Source organism: Streptomyces sp. NPDC026394, from assembly GCF_055567735.1.
On sequence record NZ_JBVHPX010000007.1, the window covers coordinates 311,721 to 337,459 of the forward strand.

The 25,739-nt window shown below is 71.2% G+C and carries 25 protein-coding genes, 1 tRNA gene and 1 pseudogene; 16 read left to right on the forward strand and 11 right to left on the reverse strand.

Features of this window, described 5'->3' with window-relative positions; translation table 11 throughout:
* Window positions 1-69: 69 nt before the first annotated feature.
* On the reverse strand, window positions 70-915 hold the full coding sequence (locus ACZ4QV_RS19505; protein ID WP_467763156.1) for a hypothetical protein: 846 nt from the start codon (window positions 913-915) through the stop codon (window positions 70-72).
* Window positions 916-1,218: 303 nt separating this feature from the next.
* Between ACZ4QV_RS19505 and ACZ4QV_RS19510 the strand changes: the two genes are divergently transcribed.
* Window positions 1,219-1,710 (forward strand): ATP-binding protein, encoded by a 492-nt coding sequence (locus ACZ4QV_RS19510; RefSeq protein ID WP_361152884.1) that lies wholly within the window; start codon window positions 1,219-1,221, stop codon window positions 1,708-1,710.
* 43 nt (window positions 1,711-1,753) lie between these two features.
* Here ACZ4QV_RS19510 and ACZ4QV_RS19515 read toward each other — a convergent pair whose 3' ends face one another.
* Window positions 1,754-2,125: a hypothetical protein gene (locus tag ACZ4QV_RS19515; protein ID WP_361580692.1), complete on the reverse strand. Its 372-nt coding sequence runs from the start codon at window positions 2,123-2,125 to the stop codon at window positions 1,754-1,756.
* Window positions 2,126-3,171: 1,046 nt separating this feature from the next.
* Here ACZ4QV_RS19515 and ACZ4QV_RS19520 point away from each other — a divergent pair.
* Window positions 3,172-3,843 (forward strand): TetR/AcrR family transcriptional regulator, encoded by a 672-nt coding sequence (locus tag ACZ4QV_RS19520; RefSeq protein WP_467763157.1) that lies wholly within the window; start codon window positions 3,172-3,174, stop codon window positions 3,841-3,843.
* 78 nt (window positions 3,844-3,921) lie between these two features.
* Here the strand turns inward: ACZ4QV_RS19520 and ACZ4QV_RS19525 are convergent, their stop codons facing one another.
* On the reverse strand, window positions 3,922-5,394 hold the full coding sequence (locus tag ACZ4QV_RS19525) for an aminopeptidase P family protein (RefSeq protein WP_361152877.1): 1,473 nt from the start codon (window positions 5,392-5,394) through the stop codon (window positions 3,922-3,924).
* 125 nt (window positions 5,395-5,519) lie between these two features.
* Window positions 5,520-7,250, reverse strand: a complete 1,731-nt coding sequence (locus tag ACZ4QV_RS19530) for a PP2C family protein-serine/threonine phosphatase (RefSeq protein WP_467763158.1) — start codon at window positions 7,248-7,250, stop codon at window positions 5,520-5,522.
* Window positions 7,251-7,931: 681 nt separating this feature from the next.
* Here ACZ4QV_RS19530 and ACZ4QV_RS19535 point away from each other — a divergent pair.
* Window positions 7,932-8,651, forward strand: a complete 720-nt coding sequence (locus tag ACZ4QV_RS19535) for a bifunctional DNA primase/polymerase (protein WP_361614218.1) — start codon at window positions 7,932-7,934, stop codon at window positions 8,649-8,651.
* A 321-nt stretch (window positions 8,652-8,972) separates the two neighbouring features.
* On the forward strand, window positions 8,973-9,653 hold the full coding sequence (locus ACZ4QV_RS19540; RefSeq protein ID WP_361614220.1) for a hypothetical protein: 681 nt from the start codon (window positions 8,973-8,975) through the stop codon (window positions 9,651-9,653).
* 427 nt (window positions 9,654-10,080) lie between these two features.
* Here the strand turns inward: ACZ4QV_RS19540 and ACZ4QV_RS19545 are convergent, their stop codons facing one another.
* The 3 genes and pseudogenes from ACZ4QV_RS19545 to ACZ4QV_RS19555 all read right to left on the reverse strand — a co-directional run bounded on the left by ACZ4QV_RS19545 (window position 10,081) and on the right by ACZ4QV_RS19555 (window position 13,312).
* Window positions 10,081-11,049 (reverse strand): DUF5926 family protein, encoded by a 969-nt coding sequence (locus tag ACZ4QV_RS19545; RefSeq protein WP_361152868.1) that lies wholly within the window; start codon window positions 11,047-11,049, stop codon window positions 10,081-10,083.
* 785 nt (window positions 11,050-11,834) lie between these two features.
* Window positions 11,835-12,416 (reverse strand): annotated as a pseudogene (locus ACZ4QV_RS19550) (ATP-binding protein); the annotation flags it as partial.
* A 53-nt stretch (window positions 12,417-12,469) separates the two neighbouring features.
* Window positions 12,470-13,312 carry a glycerophosphodiester phosphodiesterase gene (locus tag ACZ4QV_RS19555; protein WP_361152865.1) on the reverse strand — a complete coding sequence of 281 codons (843 nt, stop codon included), beginning with the start codon at window positions 13,310-13,312 and terminating at the stop codon, window positions 12,470-12,472.
* 288 nt (window positions 13,313-13,600) lie between these two features.
* Here ACZ4QV_RS19555 and ACZ4QV_RS19560 point away from each other — a divergent pair, with 288 nt between their 5' ends.
* Window positions 13,601-15,328 (forward strand): S1C family serine protease, encoded by a 1,728-nt coding sequence (locus ACZ4QV_RS19560; protein ID WP_361614223.1) that lies wholly within the window; start codon window positions 13,601-13,603, stop codon window positions 15,326-15,328.
* Window positions 15,329-15,371: 43 nt separating this feature from the next.
* A tRNA-Ser gene (locus tag ACZ4QV_RS19565) sits at window positions 15,372-15,459 on the forward strand.
* 1,126 nt (window positions 15,460-16,585) lie between these two features.
* On the opposite strand, the gene ACZ4QV_RS19570 is transcribed toward ACZ4QV_RS19565, so the two are convergent.
* Together ACZ4QV_RS19570 and ACZ4QV_RS19575 are read right to left on the reverse strand one after the other, a co-directional pair.
* Window positions 16,586-17,269 carry an HAD family hydrolase gene (locus tag ACZ4QV_RS19570; RefSeq protein ID WP_361580677.1) on the reverse strand — a complete coding sequence of 228 codons (684 nt, stop codon included), beginning with the start codon at window positions 17,267-17,269 and terminating at the stop codon, window positions 16,586-16,588.
* Window positions 17,259-18,125, reverse strand: a complete 867-nt coding sequence (locus ACZ4QV_RS19575; RefSeq protein ID WP_361580674.1) for a GntR family transcriptional regulator — start codon at window positions 18,123-18,125, stop codon at window positions 17,259-17,261. The genes ACZ4QV_RS19570 and ACZ4QV_RS19575 overlap by 11 nt, the downstream gene beginning before the upstream one ends.
* Before the next feature lie 138 nt (window positions 18,126-18,263).
* On the opposite strand from ACZ4QV_RS19575, the gene ACZ4QV_RS19580 reads away from it, so the two are divergent.
* The 10 genes from ACZ4QV_RS19580 (at window position 18,264) to ACZ4QV_RS19625 (ending at window position 24,496) form a co-directional block, all read left to right on the forward strand.
* Window positions 18,264-18,593, forward strand: coding sequence for an SCO3933 family regulatory protein (locus tag ACZ4QV_RS19580; protein ID WP_361580671.1), 330 nt, complete (start codon window positions 18,264-18,266; stop codon window positions 18,591-18,593).
* A 2-nt stretch (window positions 18,594-18,595) separates the two neighbouring features.
* Window positions 18,596-19,939, forward strand: coding sequence for an FtsK/SpoIIIE domain-containing protein (locus ACZ4QV_RS19585; RefSeq protein WP_361580668.1), 1,344 nt, complete (start codon window positions 18,596-18,598; stop codon window positions 19,937-19,939).
* Window positions 19,940-20,031: 92 nt separating this feature from the next.
* On the forward strand, window positions 20,032-20,757 hold the full coding sequence (locus ACZ4QV_RS19590) for a DUF2637 domain-containing protein (protein ID WP_361580665.1): 726 nt from the start codon (window positions 20,032-20,034) through the stop codon (window positions 20,755-20,757).
* Window positions 20,758-20,769: 12 nt separating this feature from the next.
* The gene (locus tag ACZ4QV_RS19595) at window positions 20,770-20,949 is read left to right on the forward strand and encodes a hypothetical protein (RefSeq protein ID WP_361580662.1); all 180 of its coding nucleotides are present in this window, start codon (window positions 20,770-20,772) and stop codon (window positions 20,947-20,949) included.
* Window position 20,950: 1 nt separating this feature from the next.
* Entirely contained in the window at window positions 20,951-21,139 is a 189-nt protein-coding gene (locus ACZ4QV_RS19600) for a mobile element transfer protein (protein ID WP_361580659.1), read from the forward strand.
* Window positions 21,140-21,159: 20 nt separating this feature from the next.
* A complete protein-coding gene (locus ACZ4QV_RS19605; RefSeq protein ID WP_361580656.1) occupies window positions 21,160-21,438 on the forward strand; it encodes a hypothetical protein in 279 nt (92 codons plus the stop codon).
* 91 nt (window positions 21,439-21,529) lie between these two features.
* On the forward strand, window positions 21,530-21,712 hold the full coding sequence (locus ACZ4QV_RS19610; protein ID WP_361580653.1) for a hypothetical protein: 183 nt from the start codon (window positions 21,530-21,532) through the stop codon (window positions 21,710-21,712).
* Window positions 21,709-23,106, forward strand: a complete 1,398-nt coding sequence (repSA, locus tag ACZ4QV_RS19615) for a replication initiator protein RepSA (protein WP_361580650.1) — start codon at window positions 21,709-21,711, stop codon at window positions 23,104-23,106. Before ACZ4QV_RS19610 ends, repSA begins: the two co-directional genes overlap by 4 nt.
* Window positions 23,107-23,108: 2 nt before the next feature.
* Entirely contained in the window at window positions 23,109-23,318 is a 210-nt protein-coding gene (locus tag ACZ4QV_RS19620) for an excisionase family DNA-binding protein (RefSeq protein ID WP_361580647.1), read from the forward strand.
* On the forward strand, window positions 23,318-24,496 hold the full coding sequence (locus ACZ4QV_RS19625) for a tyrosine-type recombinase/integrase (RefSeq protein ID WP_361633778.1): 1,179 nt from the start codon (window positions 23,318-23,320) through the stop codon (window positions 24,494-24,496). Before ACZ4QV_RS19620 ends, ACZ4QV_RS19625 begins: the two co-directional genes overlap by 1 nt.
* Window positions 24,497-24,697: 201 nt before the next feature.
* Here the strand turns inward: ACZ4QV_RS19625 and ACZ4QV_RS19630 are convergent, their stop codons facing one another.
* Window positions 24,698-25,135 (reverse strand): DUF488 domain-containing protein, encoded by a 438-nt coding sequence (locus ACZ4QV_RS19630; RefSeq protein WP_361580641.1) that lies wholly within the window; start codon window positions 25,133-25,135, stop codon window positions 24,698-24,700.
* On the reverse strand, window positions 25,132-25,731 hold the full coding sequence (locus ACZ4QV_RS19635; protein ID WP_467763159.1) for a DUF488 domain-containing protein: 600 nt from the start codon (window positions 25,729-25,731) through the stop codon (window positions 25,132-25,134). The genes ACZ4QV_RS19630 and ACZ4QV_RS19635 overlap by 4 nt, the downstream gene beginning before the upstream one ends.
* Window positions 25,732-25,739: the final 8 nt, after the last annotated feature.

Here is a 25,739-nt window from a genome sequence, read left to right on the forward strand (position 1 = left end):
GGTCCTGCCGGGGCGTTCCGGTTCCGCCGGTCGTTCCGGCCCTGCTGCGGGGAGAGCGGTGTGTGGTCGTCAGGCCGCGAGGGCCAGGGCGGGCGGACCCCGCCTGACGACACTGTGCTGGAGCGCGATTTCCTTCGGGCGGGCTTGGTCGTCCCCGTACGAAAAACGCGCCACGGGGCGTACATCCGCCGTCAGGAGCCCGGCGCACAGGGCGCGTACGAGCGCGAGCGCGCCGCGCAGCGCGCCCACCAGAGCTTCCGCCACCGCCGAAGCCTCCCGCGCCGCCGGTGCCGAGAGCCGTACCAGCCGCCACAGGGCCGCCTCGCCGCGGCGCAGCAGCCAGCCGGCGGCGAGCGCCGCGAGCAGGTGCGCCAGCAGCATCGGCAGCGAGGGCAGCAGCCCGTGCGCCGCCGTGGTGGCGGTGGCCGCCGGGTCCATGGCGTGCCCGGCGCCGCCGGCCGAAGCGGCAGGGCCGCCCGGGCCGACGACCGAGGTGTGCAGGATGCGGCGCGCTGCCGCGCCGTCCAGTTGCCCGGCGCCGAGGCCGCAGGTGATGTGCCGTGCGAGGGAGATGGCCGCCTGGTCGGAGAGTCCGCCGCCGGCCGGTGCCGTGGCGGCCGCCGGTACGGCGGCCATCCGGTGCTGCCCCAGCGCGAAAACGGTGTGCAGCGCGAGCTGGCCGACGGCCAGCGCCACGGCGATGCCGGGCAGCGAGCGTTCCCGCCCGGCCAGCGGTGCCGCGACGGCGAACACCGCCGCGCAGCCCACGCCCAGCGTCCACAGCGGGACGGCGGCGCAGGACCCGATCATGTGCCCGGCCGCGGACAGCGCGACGCAGACCGCGGTGAACACCGCGGCCCTCAGCAGCCGCAGGTCGGCGGCGGCGCGCGCTCCGGGGTCGGACGGGGCAGTCATGGCCGCGCCATCATCCCACTGCCCTTACGGCCCGCATACGGCAGGTCCGTCTCTCCGGCACCCGGCGGATCACGCCATTCCGGTCGGGGCGGGTCAGTACCGGGGGCGAGGGGCAGGGGGCGGCGCCGGAGCGCCGACGCGGTGCGCCGGCGCGTACGCGGGCGCACGGACGGCGCTTCTACACCGGCGGGTGTCGGGGGCGCATCCGCCGAATGAGCGGAGTCACGTCCGGAGCACGCTTACGGACCATGCGCCCCGGCAATACGTATCGGTATGTCGAGCCGCGACCAGGAGGCTGCAGCGATGAGCATCTGGTGGTCCCTGCATCTGCGGCGCGAGGCCGCGAGCGTGCCGCTCGCCCGGCGGCTCCTGCTGGGAACGATGGAGACGGCCGGGGTGGACCCGGATGTCTCGCACGACCTGTCCGTCGCCCTCTCCGAAGCGTGTGCGAACGCCGTCGAACACGGTGGCGACGCCGCTACGGAGGACTACCGGGTCACCGCCTTCATCAACGGCGACACCTGTCGTATCGAAGTCACCGACTCCGGCCCCGGATTCCGGGAGCGGACCCGCAGGCCCAAGCGCCCCGGGCGGAACGCACAGCCCGAACCCGCGCCGCCCCTTCCCATGGCAGCCCCCGCCCCGGCCCAGGCCGAGCACGGACGGGGGCTGTTTCTGATCGAGGCCCTGACCGACCACGTCCGCTACCGCAACCGCACCGGGCGGCGCGGCGCGGTGGTCAGCTTCGACAAGATCCTCAAGTGGAAGGAGGAGGTACCGCTGATGGCGTCGTGAACGGGACCGGGTGCTCCACGACAGACCGGTCAGCGGGCCCGGGTCACTGTTTCCAGTACTTCGCCACCACTTGCGCGTACGCCACCCGGTGGTCGAGCCCCTCACCCGGGTCACGGAAGCGACCGCGCGCGGACCCGGTCATGACCACCCGGCCGATGAGCCCGCCCGGCCGCTTCCAGGCCGTACGCAAGGGGAAACCGACCTCGTCGGCGGGCATGTCGGAGAGTGTCGGACCGATCAGGTAGATCAGGACGAGCGGCAGCATCACCAGCCACAGGAACAGGGACGGCACAGTTCCCTCCCGCCCGCGCAGCATCTCCCCGTCGGGCAGGTGGATCTCGTACAGGGGCCGCCGCAGCTTTTTGCGTGGTGACAGGCGCAGCTCGGCCAGGTGCTCGTGATCCGGAGCGAGCACGGCGAGGTGACCGTCGCGCTTCCTCCGGACGACGATGGCGAGTGGCCCGGCACCGGCCGGGTCGGCGGCGAGGGTGAAGCGCGGTTCGCACCCCTCGGGAAGGGGACGGCCGCCGGGGCGCCACGCCGCACGTGGACGGGGGCAGCGCCTTGCGGGCGCAGTTCGTAGCGCTCGGCTTTGCGGTGGCGGGTGAAGGTGAGCGTCATGGAGTGTTCCGTCTCGTCGGGTCGGATTCCCTGACCGAACACCGCGCGCACGTCACCGGCCGCCGGCGCCTCCGGATCGTCGTCCTCGTGTGTCGCGGGGCGGACGACCAAGGATTCACCGATCTGGCGCAGAATACGCGTGTACCGCGGCAGGTCGTCGAAGCACGGTGTCGTGAGAGCGGGCACCAGCAGCCAGCCGTGCACCGGAGCGGGCACGTACAGCTCGATGTGGGCGAAGTCCAGCGTCGGCAGAATGCCCGTGCCGTCCGTCTCGGTGCAGGGACAGCACGGCGGGGCCGCACGGCAGGTCCACCCGGTCGACGCTGCGGTGCTCCTCGAAGGCGAGGCCCTCCTGGATGGAGTGCACAACCGCCCGACACGCTATCGCCGGGTGGATGTCCGCTCACACGGGGGCGTTAGGTCTCTGCGGCGCCGAGCAAGCAGCGGATGCGCGTAGCGGGACACGCTCAGGGGGCAACGTTCCGGGACTCTGTGGACCAGTGAGGACGATCGAGCGCGGTTCTCCGTTGCGCAGGGCTTTCGCGGTGGAGTCACCTGCCATCCCCCGCACGGAAGGTCCTGGTCCGGCGACCTGCCAAGGCAACGATGAGCCGGCATGCGGTTGCGCGACGTACCGACGTGCCGAAGAAGTATCCGCTGACCTGGGTTCTGCCGATGCCCCCCCGGAGCCGGGTCGCGCGGTCCCGCAGGGGAAGGACGTCCCCCGCCGCGTCCCCGATTGCCGCGGGAACCACGCACACCCGACCTAACGCGAGACGACTCGCGTTAGCGTGTTTGGACGATACGTGGCCTGAACCCGCACTGCAATACGGAGCCGCCGTGAGCACAGCGCAGCACCCTCCCGGAGCGTCCCGGCCGGGGGGACGTACCGCGCGTACGAGACAAGCCGTACTGGACGCGGTCTTCGAAGAACTGGGCGAGGGCGGATACGCCGCGCTCACCATGGAGGGGGTGGCCCGGCGTTCCGGCGTCCACGTCGCGACGATCTACCGCCGCTGGCGCTCCGTCGAAGGGCTCGTCTGCGAGCTGATGGCCGACCTGAGTGGCGGGGTTCCGCTCCCGGACACCGGCACCCTCCGTGGTGACCTGCGCGCACTGGCCCGTTCGATCGCCGCCTTCTACACGGAGCCGCGCTACTGCGGACTGCTGGAAGCGGTGGTGTCCGCCGCCGCGCGCCAGCCCGAGGCCGCCGTCGTGCTGCGGCAGTTCTTCGACCAGCGGCTGCGGCTGGCGGGCAGCATGGTGCCCCGTGCCGCGGCACGCGGCGAACTGCCCGACGGCACCGACCCGGACGAGGTCGTGGCCGCCCTGGGCGCGCCGTTCTACTACCGGCTGCTGATCGCCCGCAGGCCGGTCGACGCCCGGCTGGCCGACTGCGCCGCCGATGCCGCGTGGGCGGCGGCACGAGCCGGAGTCTTCGCGCCGGCGGATGCCGTACGGAACACAGAGGGCGCCGGACAGCACCCCGGGAACGCCGAAGGCGGCCGGTGACTCCCGGGGGAGTCACCGGCCGCCTTCCGACGGCGGTGGCGATCGGCTGCGGGGCCGGCCCCGGCTTCCGGCTCGCGGTCAGCCCTGCTGCCCGGTCAGCCCCGCCATCCACGCCTCGACCTCGTCCGCGCGGCGCGGCAGCGCGGCGGACAGGTTCCGGTTGCCGTCCTCGGTGACGAGGATGTCGTCCTCGATGCGGACGCCGATGCCGCGGTACTCCTCCGGGACGGTCAGGTCGTCCGCCTGGAAGTACAGACCGGGCTCGACGGTCAGCACCATGCCGGGCTCCAGCGCCCCGTCGACGTAGGTCTCCGTACGGGCGGCGGCGCAGTCGTGGACGTCCAGGCCGAGCATGTGGCCGGTGCCGTGCAGCGTCCAGCGGCGCTGCAGCCCCAGCTCCAGCACCCGGTCGGCCGGGCCCTCGACCAGGCCCCACTCGACCAGCTTCTCGGCGAGCACGCGCTGCGCCGCGTCGTGGAAGTCGCGGAACGCGGCGCCCGGCTTGACCGCCGCGATGCCCGCCTCCTGGGCCTCGTACACGGCGTCGTAGATCTTGCGCTGGAAGTCGCTGTACGTGCCGTTGATCGGCAGCGTACGGGTGACGTCCGCGGTGTAGAGGCTGGTGGTCTCCACGCCCGCGTCCAGCAGCAGCAGGTCGCCGGAGCGCACCTGGCCGTTGTTGCGGACCCAGTGCAGCGTGGTGGCGTGCGGTCCGGCGGCGCAGATCGAGCCGTAACCGACGTCGTTGCCCTCGACACGGGCCCGCAGGAAGAACGTTCCTTCGATGTAGCGCTCGCTGGTCGCCTCGGCCTTGTCCAGGACCTTCACGACGTCCTCGAAGCCGCGCACGGTCGAGTCGACGGCCTTCTGCAGCTCTCCGATCTCGAAGGCGTCCTTCACCAGGCGCGCCTCGGAGAGGTACTCCCGCAGCTCTTCGTCGCGCTCGGCGGTGATCTGGCCGGCCAGGGCCTCCTCGATGCCGGCGTCGTGACCGCGCACCACCCGGACCGGGCCGCTCGCCGCGCGCAGCGCGTCGGGCAGCTCGCGTACGTCCGCGCAGTCCAGGCCGAGCAGCGCGGCGGCCTCGGTCAGGCTGTTGCGGCGGCCGACCCACAGCTCGCCCATGCCGTCCAGCCAGAACTCGCCGTTCCCGCGGTCGGAGCGGGGCAGCCGGTAGAGCGTCGCGTCGTGGCCCTCGCCGTCCGCGCGGGGCTCCAGGACCAGCACGCTGTCGTCCGTCTGGTCACCGGTGAGGTGCACGAACTCGGTCGCGGCGCGGAAGCCGTACTCGGTGTCGTTGGAGCGGGTCTTCAGGTTGCCCGCCGGGATCACCAGGCGCTCACCGGGGAAGCGGCGGGACAGCGCCGCGCGCCGCCGGGCCGCGTACGGAGCCTGCTCGACGGGTTCCAGGCCGCGCAGCTCGGTGTCGGCCCAGCCCGACTGCATGTTCTTCGCGAGCTCGTCCGATACGCCCGGGTAAAGGCCGTTCTTCCGCTGCTTGATCGGCTGCTCGTCCTCGCCCGGGGTCCCCGGCGTGAGCTCGTCCGTCACTATGCCTCCTTGTACGACTGCACCACATTCCATCGTAAGTGCGGAAAGAACGGGGTCCAGGGGTCGGAAGCGGTGAGCTGTCAGACACTCCGGGCGCGCGGCGGTCCGCCCGCGCGGCTCTGCCGTCACTCGAAGTACGCCGTGAGCAGCACCACGTCCTCCGGGGACTCCGGGGCGTCCAGCCCCTCCGGCAGCAGGGTGCGCAGCAGGTGGTCCGTCAGGGCCTCGGGGTCGTGGCGTACGGCCCGGGGGACGCCCGCGGCGGCGGCGTGCAGCCGGGCGAAGGCGCGGTCCATCGGCTCGCCGGTGCGGCGCAGCAGCCCGTCGCTGTACAGCAGAAGGGTTTCTCCTGGCACGGGGCGCAGCTCCACGCTCGGCGCCTCCCAGCACGCCAGCATGCCCAGCGGTGCGGACAGCGAGGTCTCCACGTACTCGGTACGGCGGTCGCCGATGATCAACGGCGGGCAGTGCCCCGCCCCGGCCAGCACGATCCGGCGCCCGGCCGCGCCGCCCGGCACGGCGGGTGCGGGCGTACCCGGGCCGGGGCCCGGTCCGGCTCCCGTTCCCGTACCGGCTCCGGCCCCCGGTACGCCCGGCGGCGCCTCGGCGAACGCGAACAGGGCCGTCGCGCTGCGGGCCGGCTCGGTCAGCCGCAGCAGCAGTTCCAGGTCGGAGAGGACCGCTACCGGGTCCTCGCCCTCCATCACCGCGTATGCGCGGAGCGAGGCCCGCAGCCGCCCCATGGCGGCCACCGCGCCCGGGCCCGAGCCGGTGACGGAGCCGACCGCCAGGCCCAGCGCGCCGTCCGGCAGCGGCAGCGCGTCGTACCAGTCGCCGCCGCCGAGCGGCCCGGAGCTGTGCCGTACCGCGAGCCGTACGCCGGGGACCCGGGGCAGCCTGCTGGGCAGCAGCTCGTCGCGCAGCGTGGCCACGGTCTGCCGCTGGCGGTGCAGTTCGAGGAGGCGGGCGAGGTGTTCGGTGGCGTACGCGAGGTAGCGGCCGACGAGGTGACGCTGCCGCTCGGCGGGTGCGGCGGGCTCGTCGTAGAGCCAGACCGCCGCGCCGAACCGGCCGACGGAGCCGGCCTCCAGCGGTACGGCGTAGCTGGCCGCGTATCCGAGGCGGGCGGCGACCTCCCGCAGCCGGGGGTCGAGGCCGGGCTCGCCGGGGATGTCCGGCTGGGCGATGTGGCCGCGCCCGCAGGCGACACAGCCGGAGCCGTCCGGGCCGGGGGCGGCTGGTCCGGGGCCGTCTGGTCCGGGGGTGTCCGGGCCGGGGCTGTCCGTGCGCCCGCTGCCCGCCACCGCGCCGCCTTGTAGGCCGTTCGGTCCGGAGCCGTCCGCACCGTGGCCGGCGGGTGCGCCGGCCGGGCACCCGTCAGTGGGCAGGCCGTCTTGCGTGAGCGGGCCGCATCGCGTTGCCAGTCCGTCGCGCGTGGCCGGGCCGTCTTGCGTGGTCAGCCCGTCCGTCACCGGCAGCCTGTCAAGGATCCGGCCGAAGGACTGCGCGCGGCGCGGCACGGTCTCGATGTGGCCGATGTCCGCCCGGCCGAGCCCGAGGCCGACGGTGGTGTCCGGCCCGAGGCCGTCGGACGGTTCGAGGACCACCAGCCCGCGCCGGGCGCCCACGAGGGAGGCGCCGGCGCGCAGCAGCTCCTGGAGGGCGGCGTCGAGCGTCCGCGTACGGGCCAGCTGCTCGGTGAGGCCGTGCAGCGTGGTGAGGTCGGAGATCCACCCGGCGAGGCGGTCCTGTACGGCCGTGCGGTGGGACTCGGGCGGGGTGTCCGCCGGGGCTGATGCGGTTGCGGACTCGGCAGTGTGCGTGGGGGCGGGAAGTGCTGGTTCGATTCCAGCCACTTTCGGAACGTGCGGGGCGGTCATGGCCGACGGCTTACGTAGGACCGGGTGAAACCCCAGGTCAGGCCGCATGTTGAGGCGGGCTGCGGCGTTTTGTTGAGTGCTGTTGAGTAGTGTGTCGAACTGCTCAATTTCCTCAATAGCATCGCAAACCCCCATGTCATGCTGCTCCGCTATCAATGCCTCCACATGTACACGCCGCAGTGACACGATGTCCAGCATTGTCCCCGTGGGGTTTGTGGTGTCAACGTGACGAGAAAGTTGGCCGGAAAATACCCCCCCGAACGTCAATTTGAGGTCGACTGGCGACGTTCGACAGTGCGTCATCACCACCATGGCGGGTACGTACTCGGAAAGGCGCGGAGACAGTTGGGTCCGCGCCGGAACTCTCCGACGGGCACGGGCGTCTAACACGGCGACGACCGCGCCGCACCGCACCCCCAAGTGGCGGATCTGCTTCACGGGACAGCAAGCGCCATGCGTGCGCCACCCTCCGCCACGTTCCACGCTCGGCGTATGGCGTGATGCGCTGCTCCGTACACGCAGTGACCAGAGATCCACGTGGCGTCAGGGGTTCGCAGGAGCCACCGAACAACGCCATGAAGCGGCATGAAGCGGCATGAACCGGCATGTAGTGCGATGGACATAGCCCTCGGCGTTAACGGAAAGGAACGAGCGCTCATGCGCGAGATCCTCGGAAGGCGACGCAAGCTCCAGCTCCGGCGCGGCGGAAGGTCGGCGCTGCTCGGTGCGGCGCTCCACTGCGCCACCGAGTGGCAGTGGCCCGTACTCCCGGGCGTCGGACTGCGGACCGGCGGGAAACCGGCGGGCGGCAAGCCGCCCGGTGGGCGGGGGCGTGCCGAGCGCGGGGCGCGCCCGTGCAGTTGCCCGGACCCGGACTGTGTGGTGCCCGGCGCGCACCCCTTCGACCCCGGGCTGTTCGCCGCCACGACCGATGCCCGCATGGTGCGTTGGTGGTGGACGAACCGGCCGACCGCGCCCCTCCTGCTGGCCACCGGCGGCCGCGCGCCCTGCGCGCTGAGCCTGCCGGCCGTCGCCGGGGCGCAGGCGCTGACCGCCCTGGACCACTTCGGTGTCCGGACCGGCCCGGTCGTCGCCACCCCCACCCGATGGTCGTTGCTGGTCGCCCCGTACTCCCTCGCGGAACTGGGCGAGTTGCTGCACTCCCGGGACTGGGTGCCCAGCTCGTTGCGCTTTCACAGCGAGGGCGGCTACGTGGTGCTGCCGCCCTCGCAGATCGGCGCGGGCAAGGTGCGCTGGGAGCGGTCGCCGGGCACCGGTCCGGCCACGCCCTGGCTGCCGCGGGTGGAGACGATCGTGGACGCCCTGGTCACCGCGAGCACCAGCGCGCCGGACGGCGGCAGCCGGCTCGCGTACTGACGCGCGTACCGGCTCGACCGGTTCGACCGGCTCGCCGTACCGAACCGTTCGGCCGGGCGCGCACGCTGCGGCGCCCGCCCGGCGCCTTCCCGCTCCCTTCCGCCGCGGGGCTCCCTCTCCCGCCCGCGCCTCCGAACTCCCTCCCGCCGCTCGGTGAGGACAAAGGACGCGCGGGCGATTCACTCGTACGGGTGTGAGCTGCCCGGTGTTGGCGGGGATTCGGGGGTACGGGCCCGATATGTGCCCGTTCCGGGCCGATATGTTCGGCGCACCGTCGATCCGGCGGTCAACTCCGTCGCCCTGACAGATCCAGGTGGTCCCATGGAGCGTGCGCCGAATCTCCGCATGATCGCGCTGGCGAGCACGGTCGCGCTCGCCGTCGCGCTGCCGCTGGCGGCCGCGACCGCCGGTCCGGCCGAATCCGATCGGTCGGCGGCCGATGACTCCGCGAGTGCTACACATCCGGACGCTGATGTTCCGGTCGGTACGAGGGCGTCCGCCGCGCCGGACCCGTATGCGGCCCCGGCCCCGTCCCGCGGCGCGCACGCGGACCCCCGTACGGGGGCGCATGCCGATTCCCGTACCGATTCCCGCTCCCGTACCGGTTCCCGGACGACGGCCGATGCCCCTGAGGTGGCCGACGGTCGTCGTACCACCCGATGCGGCCCCGAACTCGCCGCACCCGAAGGAGTGGAAGCTCAGACGTGTGTTCTCTCCGAGGACGGCCTGACCTGGGGGCGCACGTACTACCGCAACACCTCCGGCAAGCCCCTGCACGCCGTCCTGTCCCTGCTGCGGCCGGACGGCCGGACCGTACAGGCGCACTGCGACCTGCCGGCCGGTGACGAGCCCGCCACCTGCGAAACCCCGCGGGAGGCGACGGTCGGCGGGGACCCGGCGTCGTACATCGCGGTCGCGGAGGTCTCCGACGCGCGGGGCGAGCGCAAGCTGCTGCGCTCCGGCAGCAACGCCGCGCCGGATGCCGGTGGTTCGGACCAATGACGGCGCGGGAGCGGTGGGTGCACGCTGTGGGGCCGGCACGTCGGCGGGCCGCCGGCGGCGTCCGAAGCGGCCGGTACGGGCCCTGACGGGGGCCGACGGCCTTGTCGGTGATGCGGGGGCGACAGGAAGTACGCGGCAGGCCTGAGGCGGGCGCACAGGGGGCGCGGTGGGCCGGTCTCGCGGGAGGGTACCCCGCGGCGGTCTCGCGGCGCCGGGGCGGCCTGCCGGTCCGGTCGGACGCGGGCATGGAAGCGCCCGGTCGCTGGCGACGGGGGATGCACCAGCGACCGGGCTCCTAGAACGGTAACAAGAGATCGGCGGTTCGCAAATTCGATCGTGGAATTCCGGACGCGTATTTACCGGTCGGTACCGCGACGTGTGACCGGAGTCACGCCCGGAACGTCGTTCCGCGCCCCTCGGGGCACGGTCAGCTCAGCGTCACCTGGCGGTTGGTGAGGCCACCGCGGGCACGGCGCTCCTCCGGCGTCAGCGGGGCGTCCGTGTCGAGCGCCGCGGCGAGCCGCTCCGCGAAGGCGGCGGCCGGCTTGGCCACGTCGTCGGCGCTCGTCCCGGAGGGCAGGTCCCAGACCGGCACGACCAGGCCGTGCGCACGGAACGAACCGACCAGACGGGTGCCTTCGCCGAGCGAGGACGTACCGGCGGCGTGCAGCCGGGCCAGCGCGTCCAGCAGCTTCTCCTCCGGGTGGTCCATCACCCAGCGCAGGTGGTTCTTCTCGGGCGTCTCGCACCAGTAGGCGCCCTCCAGGCCGTCCAGCCGGGCGGTCGGAATGGCGGCGGCGTTGGCCCGCTCCAGGGAAGCGGCGACCTCGCCCGTCGCGTTCTCGGCGTCCTCCACCCAGAACTCGAAGCCGGAGTGCACCTGCGGCTCGAAGGGCGCGGCCGGGTCCAGCAGGTCCTGGAGACGCGGGCCGTCCGCCGCGGCGCGCTCGGCGGCGACCGGCGTGCCGGGCTCGGCGGCCAGCGCGCGGCGCAGCGTGTCGGCGAGGTCGCGGCTGAGGTCCCCCGAGGCGGTGTCGTTCTGCAGGCCGAGCAGGACGGCGCCGTTGTCGCGGCGCAGCGCGGGCCAGGCCATGGGCAGGACGGTCGCCAGCGTCACCGACGGCACGCCCTCGGGCAGCCCGTCCTTGAGCTTCAACTCGACGGTGGCGGCGGGCACCAGCTCCCGCAGCGCGACCCAGTCGCACTCGCCCTGCAGGCCCTCGAAGGGGCGCTGCACCAGCTCGGTGACGGCGTGCGCCGCGCTCCGGCCGTGACACGCCTTGTAGCGGCGGCCCGAGCCGCAGGGGCAGGGCTCGCGCGCCCCGACGACGGGAATCTCGCCGTCCTTGATCTGCGGTGCTGCGGCCTTGGTCTGGGGACGGCGCTTCTTGGCCATGGCGAGGCTTTCTCCTGGTCGATCCTGGGCGTACGGACGCGTTCCGGCGCGAGCCTAGACGACTGGGCCCCGCCTCGCGGCGCGCGCTGCGAGGCGGGGCCGCGTGCTGCTCAGGAAGGGGGCGGCACGGCGCCCCGGCCGCTGTCCCCGGACGGTCCGCCCGCTGCCCGTCCACCGCCTGCCCGTCGTTCGTCCACCGCCCACGGCCGCGCGGTGCAACGGAATTGGTCCGGGCGACCGTTCGCCACCGTATCGCCGGGTCGGCGCCCGGGACGGCGGGGGTACGGTGCGGCGCGTACGGACGGCGGCGGGGCGCGTAGGCCGAGGCGGACGCCGGGGCGCCCGTCGGGGGGCGGGCCGGGGCCTATGAGGGCGGCCCGGACCCGGCCCGCACCCGAGCCTGGGGGCCGAGGGCTCGGAGCCCGTCTGCCCCCTCAGCCGTTCGAGCGGTCGCACTCCACCAACGACAGTGCCGCCCTGACAGTCGTGCCCTGCCCAGGCACCATGTCCCGCCCGGACGCGGCCTCCAGCCCGGATGCGGCGGTCTCCCAGCCGGATACAGCGGTTTCCCATCCGGACGCGGCGCTCTCCCGCCCGGCGGCCGACTCTTCGCGACGCGTGGCCGTGGCCGTGGCCGGTCTCCCGGCCCGCTCCGGTGCCGCCGCTGCCCGCTCGGGCCGCTGACGTCCGGAAGCCCGCCCTTGCAGAACGCCGTTGGCCCGCCCGGTGGGCAGTCCGTTGAGCCCCCCGCCGGAGAAGTCCGCGGCCAGCTCGACGGGGAGGTCCACGCGCGTAGCGAACGCGCTGCGGAGGCCGTGCAGGGCGAGCAGAGCCCAGACCGTCACCTCACCCTCCGTGTCCTCCACGCCCCATTCCTTGGCGAGGGACCGGATGATCGCCAGCCCGCGGCCTCCCTTGGCAGTGACCGACGGAGTGGCCGGTTGCGGCCGGGTCGGGCCGCCGCCGTCAGTGACCGCGATGGTCAACTGGCCGTGTCCGTCGATGCGCCACGCCGCGCGTATCGCGTCCGGCGCTCCGTCGTGGGCGGGCTCCCGTACGGAACCCGGTGTCTCCAGCCCGCATATCGGACGTGCATGCCGACACGAATTGCTCAACAGTTCGGAAAGAATGAGTACCGCGTCGTCGACGACCGTGTCCTGAACGCCGCTCGCCAGCAGCTCGGCACGCATGCGCCGCCTGGCCACCCCGACCCCCGACGGACCATGGGGTACGGCCATGACCGACGCCGTCGGCACCTCTTGTGCCACCATCAACGCCACCCCCGAGACCTCCTTCGCCCCACGCCACGGGATGAATGCCCCAATGGCCTGGACCGGAAACCGGCCAGTCCAGGTGCGGTGACGCACTCGTAACGATCGAATACGGGCCGAATGCGCCGGTGCACTCCCCGTGACGCCCGCTATCCGAGACCCAGTTGGGCTCGTACCTGTTTGGGGCGATTGGTGATGATTGCGTCCACTCCCAGGCGTTCACACAGCTCGACATCCGCCTCGTCGTTGACGGTCCAGACGTGCACCTGGTGGCCCGCGCGGTGCGCCTTGGACACGTAGTCGGGGTGCGCGCGCAGGATCCGGACGCCCGGTCCCGCGATGCCCACACCGGGTGGCAGCCGCCCGTCGCGGTGGCGCGGCGTCAGGAACTGCATCAGGTAGACACCAGGGATGTCGGGGGCCGCGGCCCGTACGCGGTGCAGTGAGCGGGCCGAGAAACTCATGACGCGGACGGGTGGCGGCCCCTCGGCCGACGCCCGGGTGTGGCCGAATCTCGCCAGTAGGGCGACCAGCCGCTCCTCCACCTGGCCGGCCCAGCGGGTGGGGTGCTTGGTCTCGATGGCCAGCTCGACGCGGCGGCCGGCGTCGGACACGAGTTCGAGAAGTCGTTCCAGGGTCAGGACGGAAGTGCGTTCCGGGTCCTCGTGCTGGCGGTCCGGCGCCTCCCAGGTGGCGTCCTCGTCCTCCTTCCAGGAGCCGAAGTCCAGCGCGGCCAGATCGGCCAGCTCCAGGGCGGAGACCGCGCCGCGCCCGTTGGAGGTGCGGTTGACCCGGCGGTCGTGCACGCAGACGAGGTGGCCGTCGGCGGTGAGCCGCACATCGCACTCCAGTGCGTCGGCACCGTCCTCGATCGCCCGGCGGTAGGCGGCCAGGGTGTGTTCCGGCGCGTCCTCGGACGCGCCACGATGGGCTACGACGGAAATGGGGGATGAGCCCGGGCTGCGGTCCCGGAGGGGGTACGCGGTGGTCACCGGGTTATCGTGCCATCGCCCGCGGGAGGGACGCCTTGTGCACTACCTGATCCGCATAACAATAGATGCGCCGTTTTTGTCCGACATCAAGGATGGAGAGACAGTCACAGCCTCGGCTTACAGCGCCCTGACGCGCGGTGGGAAAGGCTTGCGCCTGTGACAGTCGCCGGTACCGCCTGCCCGTAGCCCGTACGCCAGGGTTGCGCACCGCATCCTGGACACCGAACCGCATCCTGAAGGAGAGGCCGGGCCGTGGCCCGGCACCGTCGTGAAGCTGAGGAGAGAGCCGTGAGCACCGAGAACGAGGGCGCCGCCGTCCCGCCGGAGGCCCAGCCGCCGTCGGCGCCCCAGGCGTCCGACAGCGCACCCGAGTCCGGTGCGCGTCCGGCGGACGGCGCGGGCGCACGGGACACGGCGGGCGCGCCGGGCGCCACAACGGCGCACGATGCGCCGGGCGCAGCGGGGGCGCACGACGCCCCCGGAACGCCTTCCACCCCCGCTCCTGCCGCCACTCCGCACTCCGCGCCCCCGCCGCCGGATTTCGCACCGACGGCCGGCCGGACGGGCTCGTCCGCCCCTACGGCCCCGACCGGCCAGGCGGGCCCGGCGGACAGCACCCAGCCCGGCGCCCCCGACCGTACGCAGCAGTTCTCCCAGCCCACAGCCCCGCAGGACGGCCCTCACCCGGGCGGCCCCCCTTACCCCGGCGGCGAGGGCGCGCCCACAGGTGCCCCCACCCACCACACGACCACGCCGCCTCCGTACGCGACGGCGGCACACGGCGCCTCCGCGGGCGGCTGGGGCGGCCCCCCGCCCGGTTACGGAGGCGGCGGCGCGGGCGGCCCGGACGGCGTGTGGGGCGCCCCGGGCGCGCCCGCGCCGAAGAAGCGCCGCAACGGCGGCCTGGTCGCCGCCGTACTCGTCGCCGCGCTGGTGGCCGGCGGCATCGGTGGCGGCATCGGCTTCTGGGCCGCCAACCGCTCCGACACGAACTCCACGACGGTCTCCGCCTCCGGCGATCCGGAGGCGCTGAACCGCAAGCCCACCTCGGTCTCCGGGATAGCGCAGAAGGCGCTGCCCAGCGTCGTGACGATCGAGGCGCAGGGCGCGACCGGTGAGGGCGGCACCGGCACCGGCTTCGTCTACGACAAGCAGGGCCACATCCTCACCAACAACCACGTCGTCGCCAGCGCGGCCCAGGGCGGCAAACTGACCGCCACGTTCTCCAACGGCAAGAAGTACGACGCCGAGGTCATCGGCCGGGCCCAGGGCTACGACGTCGCCGTCATCAAGCTCAAGAACCCCGCCGACGCCAACCTCGTCCCGCTCCCGCTCGGCAAGTCCGCCAACGTCCAGGTGGGCGACGCGACGATCGCCATCGGCGCGCCCTTCGGCCTCTCCGGCACCGTCACCACCGGCATCATCAGCGCCAAGAACCGCCCGGTGGCCTCCAGCGACGGCGGCGGCGCCACCCCCTCGTACATGAGTGCCCTGCAGACGGACGCCTCGATCAACCCGGGCAACTCCGGCGGCCCCCTGATGGACGCCTCCGGCAGCGTCATCGGCATCAACTCGGCCATCCAGTCCGCGGGCAACGGCGGCGGCGGTTTCGGCGGCGAGAGCCAGCAGTCCGGCAGCATCGGCCTCGGCTTCGCCATCCCGATCGACCAGGCCAAGCGGGTCGCCGACGACCTGATCAGGAAGGGCCAGCCGGTCTACCCGCAGATCGGCGCGCAGGTCCTGATGCGCGACACCGGCGACGGCGCGACCATCCCCCAGAACGGCGGCGCCGACGGCTCCGCCGCGATCACCCCGAACGGCCCCGCCGACAAGGCGGGCCTGAAGCCCGGCGACACGATCACCAAGCTCGACAACACCGTGATCGACAGCGGCCCCACCCTGATCAGCACCATCTACCAGCACAAACCGGGCGACAAGGTGACCCTCACCTACAAGCGTGGCGGCAAGGAGCACACCGCCCAGGTGACCCTGGGCCAACGCACGGGCGACAAGTGACGCGCTAGTCTGATCCCCGCGCCACCGTCACGGCGGTGCGCGGGGAGGCTTGCCCGAGCGGCCTAAGGGAACAGTCTTGAAAACTGTCGTGGGGTAACCCCCCACCGTGGGTTCAAATCCCACAGCCTCCGCCGTTAGACGGCCCCTGACCTGCAAAGTCGGTCGGGGGCCGTTTGCTTTCCCGCTGCCTGCTGAACGCCGTCATTCCCCGCTGTTCCCCGCCCGATCGGGCACGGCAGGGGCACGGTGCCTTGGCTCGGCGGAACGGCCGTGCATCCCCCACGACGGTGGTGCGCTGAGCGGAGCGCCCATGACGGGCTCGGCCACATCGCGGCAGCAGTTGCCCCCCCTGAGCCCAGGTCAATCGCTCCGGTCCGCTCATGCGCCCGCATCCGTGACGGCGACGGTACGGCGCTCGGCCCCGGCCGGCCGTTTCACCCGGCAGCGCTCAACGCCCCCGACCCCACCCCTTCCGTAGCCTGCCTTCATCGGCAGGACTAGGGCTTATGCGGAGGTCGGCAGCGCGTCTGCCACGTATACCGCCCACCGTATCCGCTCCTCCTTCACCCTTTCTCGACCGCACTCTTCTCGCCGCACCCGGGCCTCCTCGCCTGGTCTGGTACCTGCTGGGCTATGGGATTCCGGGTACCGGCTGGGCCCTTCCCCTGGTGGTGGGTGACTGCGGTCCGGCCAAGGGGCGGGATGGTGTCGGCAGTGGCGATCGGCCGGTGGGGTGTCTGCTCGTTCCGGCGCTGCTTTTGGGCGGGGCAAAGCGTGTACGAAGCACCCCGTGGCAGCTTTAGGTGGCGCGGGGCCGGGGGCCGGGCGGAGCGGGCCGGAGGCAGGAGCGGCGCCCGAGTCCCCGAGCCCGCGCCGGCCTGCTGTGCAGGCCGGTGGGGTGTGCTTCGTAGCGGCGGCTGCCAAGCCGTTGCCCGCGCGCCGGATGCCGAAGGCAAGAGCACCCACAAGGCCGATCGCCACAAGCCGACGCCCTCCCCAGGGCCCCAGGGCCTGGACCACGAGGCGACGGCTACCGCGGGGCACAGGTAGCTGCTGGTGGGTCCTGAGGGCATCCCGTGAGCCTGATCGTGGATGGGTCGATGACCATGCGTTCGACTGGCGCCAGGATGGCTCGGCAGGTGAACGGCACTCCCCCTGCGAACGCCCCGGAGTGCTTCCCCCACCTCGCCCCTCCCCTCCTCCCCGCCCGAAGGGTGGGGCTTGATGAGGTAGGGAAACCTGTAACAGCTCTCACCCTCACCGCATCGCTGCGGCGACGTCCTCCATGTGCTCCGTGACGGCCTCAGCGCCTGCCCCAATGAAGGCACTCCGCTTGTGCGGCTTGTTGGCATAACCGATCGCAGCGCTGCCAGCCTCGTGCGCCGCTTGAATGTCAGTGAGCGAATCCCCGATGAGTACGCATTCCGACGGGCCGACTTGCAGCAACTCGGCTGCCCGGTGCAGAGAATGAGGGTGGGGCTTCATGAGGTCGGGGCGGTGTAGGGGGCGCCCGATAACTTCATGCACGTACCCGTCCAGTGAATGCCGCGAGAGGAATGAACGGACGCACTCCGCAGAGTTGTTGCTGACTACGGCGATTCGGCGCCCTGCGGCTTCGGCGGCTTCCAGCGAAGCTACAGCCCCCGGCGTGGGAGCGCCCGCCACTGCCACAGCTTCGATCTCAGCAGAGGTCAGGGCCTGTTCAACTTGCAGCCCTAGTTCTTGGTCTGCCTGGAAAGTCAGCCGCAGGACTTCGAGCGGGTCATCTGTCTCGGTGAGCTTGGCGCTCAGAGCAGGGTCGTAGGACGCCGCTTGACGTGCCAGTTCATCCGCCACCTGCGGTGCAGGCAGTCCGGCGAACACGTCGCACAGCGGGCCGTCGAAGTCGAAGAGCACCGCCGTTGACCTGGCCAACGTCTTGCTGAGGTCGTCAACGTCCATCAAGGTCGAAGTCCCTTCCGATGGACTCCCACACGCTGTCGAACCACATGCGGGCTTGCTGCACCTGCTGGGTACCGCTCGATGATTCATTGTCATTCACAGAGTGGTGGAAGAGCACGGTGTCCCGGCCCACCAGGTCATAAATCTCGATCGACTCGCCCTGCGCAACCACCTTGTTGGGCTTGATCGGGTAGTAGCCGAAGAACGCGTCTTCGTTGTTGATCACGTACAGCTTGAAGAAAGGCGTTCCGTTGTGGACCCGAACTTCGACGCGGGTCTCCGGCACCAATCCAAGGTGCCTCAGTTCCGTGATCGAGTCCCGGATACTGCGCGCATAGCCGACCATGATTTCGTGCATACGATCGCGTAGGCGCACATCATCTGCACCGTCTTCGCGGCGTACGGGCGCGGCCTGGGGGACCGACATGTCCGGCACCAGGATGCGAACGGCAATGCTCGCCGGGGTGAGTCTCCCAATGCGGATTTTGTCCAGTGGTTCCTGCAGCGCACCGTGAAGCGTTTCGCTGGAAAACCCGGCGAAGTCGATCGTGACGTCTGCTGCCGAGAACGCCTGTTCCACGTATGGGCGGAGGCCGGCCGGTCGCTCCGTGCGGTTGCGGACGAAGACGCCGCTGCCCTGACGGGAGACAACCAGACCTTCGTCTTCGAGATCCCGCAGCGCGCGCTGGATGGTCGCTCGCGCGAAGCCGTACATCTCCGTTAGCGCCTTGTGGGACGGGAGCTTTTCGCCGGGCGCCAGCCTCCGCGTACGGATGGCGGCTCCGAGGCTGCTCGCTACCTGCTCGTACGGCGGGCGGTTGTCATCTGGGTCCAGCGGGTCGGCGACGAAGGTCATGCCCCGATGGTACGCGGGCGAATTGCCGGTGGGACAGCCAGGACAGCCAAGTGTTGACATGACTAGCCAAGCTGCGTACGTTGTTCATGTAGCCAACACGGCTAGCCAAGTCAGTCACCTCGCCTAAGGGGTAGTTCCATGCCTTCCTTCAAGATCGACACTTCGACCGCCGTCGTCTTCGTCGCGACCGCGCCGACGCCCAAGCTCAAGAACAAGCGGACCGGTGAGATCGCCGTGGACAGCGAGACCGGCGCCAACATGATGACGGTGGGCCTCCTGATCTCGGACGAGGGAGAGGGCAACCTCTACCAGGTGTCCGTGCCGCAGACCGGGGTGCCGGAGGGGCTCGTCCCGGGGATGCCGGTCACGGTCGTCAGCCTCAAGGCGCGGGACTGGGAGAACGAGTTCAACGGCGAGAAGCGGCACGGCATCGCTTTCCGCGCGACGGCCATCGCGGCGGGGGCCTGATCATGTCGGACCTGGCCACGGTGCTCGAAGTCACCGGCGCGTTAGGCGGCATCGGCTCCCTCGGCTACGCCAAGGCCCGCGCGCCGCGCATTTACTGGTCGCTGGTGGGCCTGCCGGTCGCTTGGGGCCGGTTCACCCTCACCTACCGCTCCACGATGGACGTGTGCGACCTGACAGTGCAGCCGTCCGGCCTACGGGCGTTCATGGTCCGCAACGTCGCCCGCCGCGAGGTCCAGCCGGTACCGCCGAAGGTCCGCCGGGTGCGGGGCACCTCGACCGGGCTGCGGGTCGCGCTGCGCCTTCCGGCCGGACTGGAACCGGCGGACGTGTCGGCGGCCTCTGAGCGGCTGCGGCACGCCTGGGGCGTCCACTCGGTCAACGTGGCGGAGGTCAAGCCGGGCGTGGTGGAGCTGCGGATGACCGGCTACGACGTGCTGCGTCAGGTACGGATGCCGCGACGGATCAAGGCCGGTCCGATGGTGGTGCCGGTGGCCCTGCGCGAGGACGGTTCCGCGTATGTCCGCGACTACCGCAAGGTGCCGCACGCGCTGACGCTGGGCGCCAACCAGTCCGGCAAGTCGATGTACCAGCGCAACCTGATCGCCGGGCTGGCGAAGCTGCCGGTGGGCCTGCTCGGCATCGACTGCAAGCGCGGGGTTGAGCAGAGCGCGTACGCGCCCCGGCTCTCCGCCCTGGCCACCACACCCGAGCAGGCGTCCAACCTGCTGCAAGTGCTGGTAGGACTGATGGAGGAGCGCTTCGACCTGCTGAGCGCCCACGGAGTGGCAGAGCTGTGGGACCTGCCCGCCGGCGTCCGGCCCGTGCCGCTGGTCGTCCTCGTGGACGAGGTGGCCGAGCTGTTCCTCGTCGCCGCGAAGAAGGACGAGGAACGCCGGGATCGCATGGTCATGCAACTGGTGCGCATCGCGCAGATGGCCCGTGCGGTCGGCATCTACCTGGAGATCTGCGGGCAGCGCTTCGGCGCCGAACTCGGCAAGGGCGCCACCATGCTTCGTGCCCAGCTCACCGGCCGCGTTGTGCACCGGGTCAACGACAAGCAGACCGCCGAGATGGGCCTGGGCGACATCGCGCCCGAAGCGGTCTTCGCCGCGACCACGATCGCCCCCGACCGGCCCGGCGTCGCGGTGGCCGGGGACTCTTCCGGCGGCTGGTCCCGCATCCGTACCCCGCAGACCACCCCCGCCGAAGCGGCAGCGGTCTGCCGGGCCTTCGCCCACCTGGCCCCGAACCTGGATGCGCTGGCCCCGTTCCGCCCGGTTATGCCGGCCGAACCGGCCCCGGATGACGCGCCCTCGCTGGTCAAGCCGCAGCCCGTCACCGAGTAGCGCTCTCGCTTCCCCCGGTCGACGTGACCGTCTCACGTCAGGTCCTTACCACCGCCATGCCAAACCGGACTGCCATCGAAAGGAGGTGACCTGTGTCCCGACGCCTGCGCCGACTCGCTGACGTGGTGCTGATCCAAGCGGTGATTGCCGGAGCCCTGTCCTTCTCCCACCTGCACGACCTGGCGGAAGCGGCTGGCCAAGACGGCTGGAAGGCATGGGCCTACCCGGTCAGCGTCGATCTGCTCTTCGTCGCTGCCTGGCACCGCCTGCGCACCCTGCGAGCCGATGCCCGCTCGGCCCGGTCTGCCTGGACCTGGTTCGTCATCGCCCTGGCCGCTTCCCTGGGCGCCAACATCGCCACGGCCGGTCTCCTGGACCTGACCCACGTACCGGCCTGGCTGCGCATCCTCGTCGCCGGGTGGCCCGCACTGGCCTTCCTCGGCGGCACGCTGCTGGCCCACGCACCGGCCCCCATGCCGGCCGAAAACGGCGCCGCCACCGAGACGGCCTCGTTCGAGCCGACCACCGTCGAGCGGGCACCGGAACCGCCTCCGGCCGTACTGCCCGCGCCCGAGCCGGAGCCCGCGCCCGAACCGGAGCCTGTGGCGGCTGAGGAGCCGTCGCCGGAACCGGTAGCGCCCGCGCCCCGGCCTGCCCCGTCGGCCCCCGCGGTTCCTCCGGCGCTGCTGGATCACGCCCGCAAGATCGCCGACACCCACCAGGCGACCACCGGCAGGCCGATCGACGCGGGCACCTTGCGCGCCCGTCTCGGCGTCCCGCCGGTCCTCGCTGACGCCATCACCGCCCAACTCTCCTAGAAGGGACATTCCATGCGTGCCTCGATCCGCACCGCTCTGGAACGCTCCGCCGAACTCACGCGTAGTAGCCAGCTCGTTGACGCTCTGCGCCTCGGTGAGGCTGCCGTCAACCAGGCCACCGAGGAGGAGCAGGCCGAGGTCCGGCAGTGGCTCGCCGACCACGCCGACGACTTCACCGGCCGGGGCCACTGACATGCCGCGCCCCAACCGCTTCTACGACGTGCGCCGCATCGGCCCCGTCCAAGTCGGCAGCTACCGCGACCGGCGCGGACGCACCAAGCACACCGCCGCCTGCACCGCCTCCGGCTGCGGCTTCTCCGCCGACTACGACGACCGCGCCGCCGCCGAACTCGCCGCCCGTACCCACCGCTGCAACCCATGACCGCAAGGGAGGCACACACCATGCGCCACCCCAGCGCTCAGCTCCGCGCCAACCACCGCCCGGCCGAACTGATCCCGCCCGGCATCCACCCCGGTGAGGTCGTCGTCATCCAGGCTCCGGCCCGCTCCTACACCGGGCCGATCCTTCTGACGATCACCATTGCCCTCGGCGCCTCGGCCGTCCTAATCGTGCTCGCGATCGCCTTTCAGATCGCTGCCGCCGCTGCCGCTGCGGCCGTGCCGACCATCGGCGGCGCCAGCCTCTCGCTCAAGCTCACCCGCAACCGGCACAAGAGCTGAACGGCCCCCGGGGCGGCCTCGGTCGCCAAACTTCCGCCGCCCCGGGCGCCTGCACCCCTCCCAGACCAACGGACCGAAAGGGACTTCCATCATGGCCCAGAACGTTCCGGCCGACGCCCGTCTCTGCCGTAACTGCGACGGATTCGCCGCCGCCAAGGTCACCACCGGCCGCACCAACCCCGACAGCACCCGCCACACCACCACCGTGGCCTGCCGCGCCTGCAACGGCAGGGGCTTCCACCTCCGTCGCGCCGCTCGTGAGGTGGCCGCGTGACCACCACCGCCACTCTGGCGGGCCTGGACCCGACCACCCTGGGCGACGCGCTCCGGGTGGCCGGGGCCCCCGGCTTCGACCGCTGGCAAGACCAGATCCGCCGTACCGGCGGCTGCTCCGACCCGATCCACCTGACCGGTACCACCGTCACCCGCGACCGCGCCACCGGCCAGATCCTGCACTCCTACTCGACCGACGCCGAACCCGGCGGACGCCTGCGCATGGCCTGCGGCAACCGCCGCGCCTCCCGCTGCCCGTCCTGCGCCTGGACCTACGCGGGCGACACCTACCACCTCATCCGCGCCGGACTGACCGGCGACCCGGCCAAGGGCACCCCGCACACCGTGCGCGATCACCCGCGCGTCTTCGCCACCCTCACCGCGCCCTCCTTCGGCCCCGTGCACAACCGCCCCGGGCGCGGCCACCGGTCCTGCCACTGCGGCATCCATCACCCGGCCGACGCTCCCGAACTCGGCACCGCCCTCGACCCGGCTACCTACGACTACGCGGGCGCCGTCCTGTGGAACAACCATGCCGGACACCTGTGGCGTTACGTCACCATCTACCTGCCGCGCGAGCTGGCCAAGCGTGCCGGCATCACCCAACGCGAACTTCGCGAGCGGCTGCGCATCTCGTACGGCAAGGTCGCCGAGTACCAGAAGCGCGGCGCCATCCACTTCCACGCCGTCGTCCGCCTCGACGGGCCCGACGGCCCCGACACCGAGCCCCCGGCCTGGGCCACCCGCGACCTGCTCACCGACGCCTTACGCGCCGCCGCCGCACGCGCCGAAGTAACCCTGCCCGCCGTCGGCGACCAGCCCGCCCGCGTCCTGCGCTGGGGCACCCAGCTCGACGTACAGGCCATCGGCGCCTTCGGCAACGGGGAAGACCTCACCGAACAGGCCGTCGCCTCCTACGTCGCCAAGTACGCCACCAAGGCCGCCGAAGCCACCGGCACCGTAGACCGCCGCATCGGCGAACTGGCCGAGCTGGACAAGCTCCCCGACCTGCCCGACCACACCCGCCGCCTGATCCGCGCCTGCCGCGACCTGGACGAGATCTACCCCGACCGGAAGCTGTGGCAGTGGGCGCACATGCTCGGCTTCCGGGGCCACTTCTCCACGAAGTCCCGCCGCTACTCGACCACCCTCGGCGCCCTGCGCCAGGTCCGCGCCGACTACCGCGCCGCCCAGCAACGCGCCGCCCTCGGCCTGCCCGACCCGGACGACCACCCCGAGGCCACCACTCTCACCCTCGCCCACTGGACCTACGCCGGACACGGGCACACCCCTGGTGAATCCTGGCTCGCTGCCACCATCGCCCGCGAGATCCAGCACAACCGGGACACCGCCCGCGAAGTGCGCGCGGCACTGGATACCGAGGGGGAGTGGTGACCATGGCTGATCGCCTGCTGACCGTGGAACAGGTCGCTGACCGGCTCGGCACGACGGTGCGCTTCTCCCGGCGTCTGATCGAGGAACGGCGCATCACCTTCGTCAAGGTCGGACGGCATGTCCGTGTGCCGGAGAGTGTTGTTGCGGCGTTCATCGATGCCAACACGGTGCAGCCGGTTGCCCCGCTTCGGCCCCTGCGGGCGGTGGCCTGATGCCGGGGAAGCGCAAGAGCCGTCGCCAGTTCGGCCGGGTGCGCAAGCTGCCATCGGGGCGTTACCAGGTGCGCTATCCCGGGCCGGACGGCATCCTTCGGCCTGCGGATCGGACGTTCCCGACAACGACAGATGCGGACCTTTGGCTTGCCAGGAAGCGCATCGAGATCGAAGAGGGACGCTGGCTCGATCCTGCTGAGGGCAAGACGACCGTTCGGGACTGGGCGGCTCGCTGGCTGGCTTCTGTGGGCCCGCAGCTCAAGCACAAGACGTGGGCTACGTACCGCTCGATCATCAGATCCCGGATCGACCCGGTACTGGGTGACCGGGAACTCTCCAGCGTGCGGCCCATCACGGTCGCGGAGTGGGTCTCCAAGATGCAGACGGACGGCATCGGAGCGTCCTGGATTCGGCAGTGCTACCGCGTGCTGGCACAGATCATGGCTGCGGCCGTGGACAACGGGCTGATCGCTGTGACGCCGTGCCGTGGGGTGCGTCTACCGCGTATGCCTCAGACTGAGCCGCACATCCTTACGCCGCTGGAGGCGTCGCGGATCGTCGGCAACGCCAAGGCACCGCATGATCTGCTGGTCGCATTGCTGGCCTTCGCGGGCCTGCGTATTGGGGAGGCTTTCGCTCTTCGGCGTGCAGACATCGACGTCGGCGCCCGCCTCCTGGTGGTGGACGAGAACTTGGCGGAAGCCAACGGGGCCTTGGTGTTCGACACGCCGAAGTCGCATCAGAAGCGCGTACTCACGCTGGCTCCGTCGCTGGTCGTCAGGCTGTCGGCGTACCTCGACCGGTTGCCCGGCGGTGAGGACGCGCTCCTGTTCACCAATAGCGTCGGCCGTCCGCTCCGGTACAACCAGTGGCGCAAGGCGCACTTCGATCCAGCGGTGGCGGCGGCCGGGCTGACCGACGTGACTCCGCACGACCTTCGGGCCTCCCACGCCACCTGGGTTGCTGATCAGTACGGTGTGATGACCGCGGCTCACCGGCTCGGGCACTCCAATGCGAGCGTGACCACCCGGCACTACGCGCGGCCTGCCGCTGGCCGGGATGCTCAGGTTGCTGAGGCTTCGGAGTCGTGGATCGAGGGGCACGACAACGCCCGAAGGGCACGCAGCGGGCACGATGATGACGGCGACGGTTCCGCCGGGGCGCTCGCACCCGCCTGACCTGCTGGAATGTCTCACCCGGCGATCTCCGGGAAGACATCTTGAAAACTGTCGTGGGGTAACCCCCCACCGTGGGTTCAAATCCCACAGCCTCCGCAGCTCAGCAGCACGGAACGGCCCCTGACCAGCGAGTTCGGTCGGGGGTCGTTCGCTTTCCGGTGCTGCCCGCTGGTCCTCGCACCGGGTGGTGGCGGCCGGGACTCATGCCAGGTGATCGATCGTTACGTCGTCCCAGTGCTGTGAGAGGTATTCCGCAACCAGTCGGCGATGGCAGTGCTCCGCGCTGTCTTCGCTGCACAGCAAGACCGCGTTGTCGAGTAGTTCCTGCGGGACGGTGTTCTCGATCTGGCGAGTCTGCATCAGTTCCAGGAACTGTGCTTCGTAGGATGCCCAGCCGGCACCTTGCTTCTTGTAGCCGTCGAGCATGTCCTGGGTCGGTGCCAGATCGACACGGTGGGTGTATTGCGCACCGCAAAGCTGACTGAGGAAGTACTTCAGGTCGTCGCGCTTGGCGAAACCGGACAATTGTGAGACATTGTTCAGCCGCACATCGACCAGTGTCGTCACACCGGCTTCACGCAATAAACCGAAAAACTTCTCTGCCGGTTTTTTTGTGAAGCCGATCGTGTAAAGTTTCATTTTTCCGGCACCTCGTCGGTGTTCAGCTCTTCGTTGACGTATGCGATCCGATTTTCCTGGCGGCTGAGTGCCTCCTGGAGACGTTCGGCCGGGGTGCGGAACAGTTCGGCCTGATCCAGCCCAAAGGTGGCCATCAAGCGTTGCATTGCCATGGCGTGACTCTCGACGTGTCCGTCGCTGTGAATATGTTGGACGGTGATTCCGCATTCTTCGAGAACTCGCGCCACGAGTATGCAACGATGGCAGTCGAGGGGTTCTTGTTCGGCGCACAGGACGGCAATCCGCTCACTCTGTGCACCATTCCGCAGGCGTTCGATGCCGCTGATGAATTCAGGAGTTCGTGCGAGACGGCTGAACTGCACCTGGCCGCCGACATAGCAAGCGGCGTCCGGTGTGCGTGCTCCGAGTTCTCTGCCGAGGAAGACGTATTTGATGCCGACGTCGTGCAGGGCGCGCATCACCGAGTGCCGGTTGAACTGGGGGGTGAATCTGCTGGCGGGCGCCGACCGCACATCGGCGACTGCCGTGATCTCATGTTTCTGAAGCAGGCTTGAAAACTGTGACATGCTGTGCGTGGAGTGGCCGACTGTGAACACGGTACTTG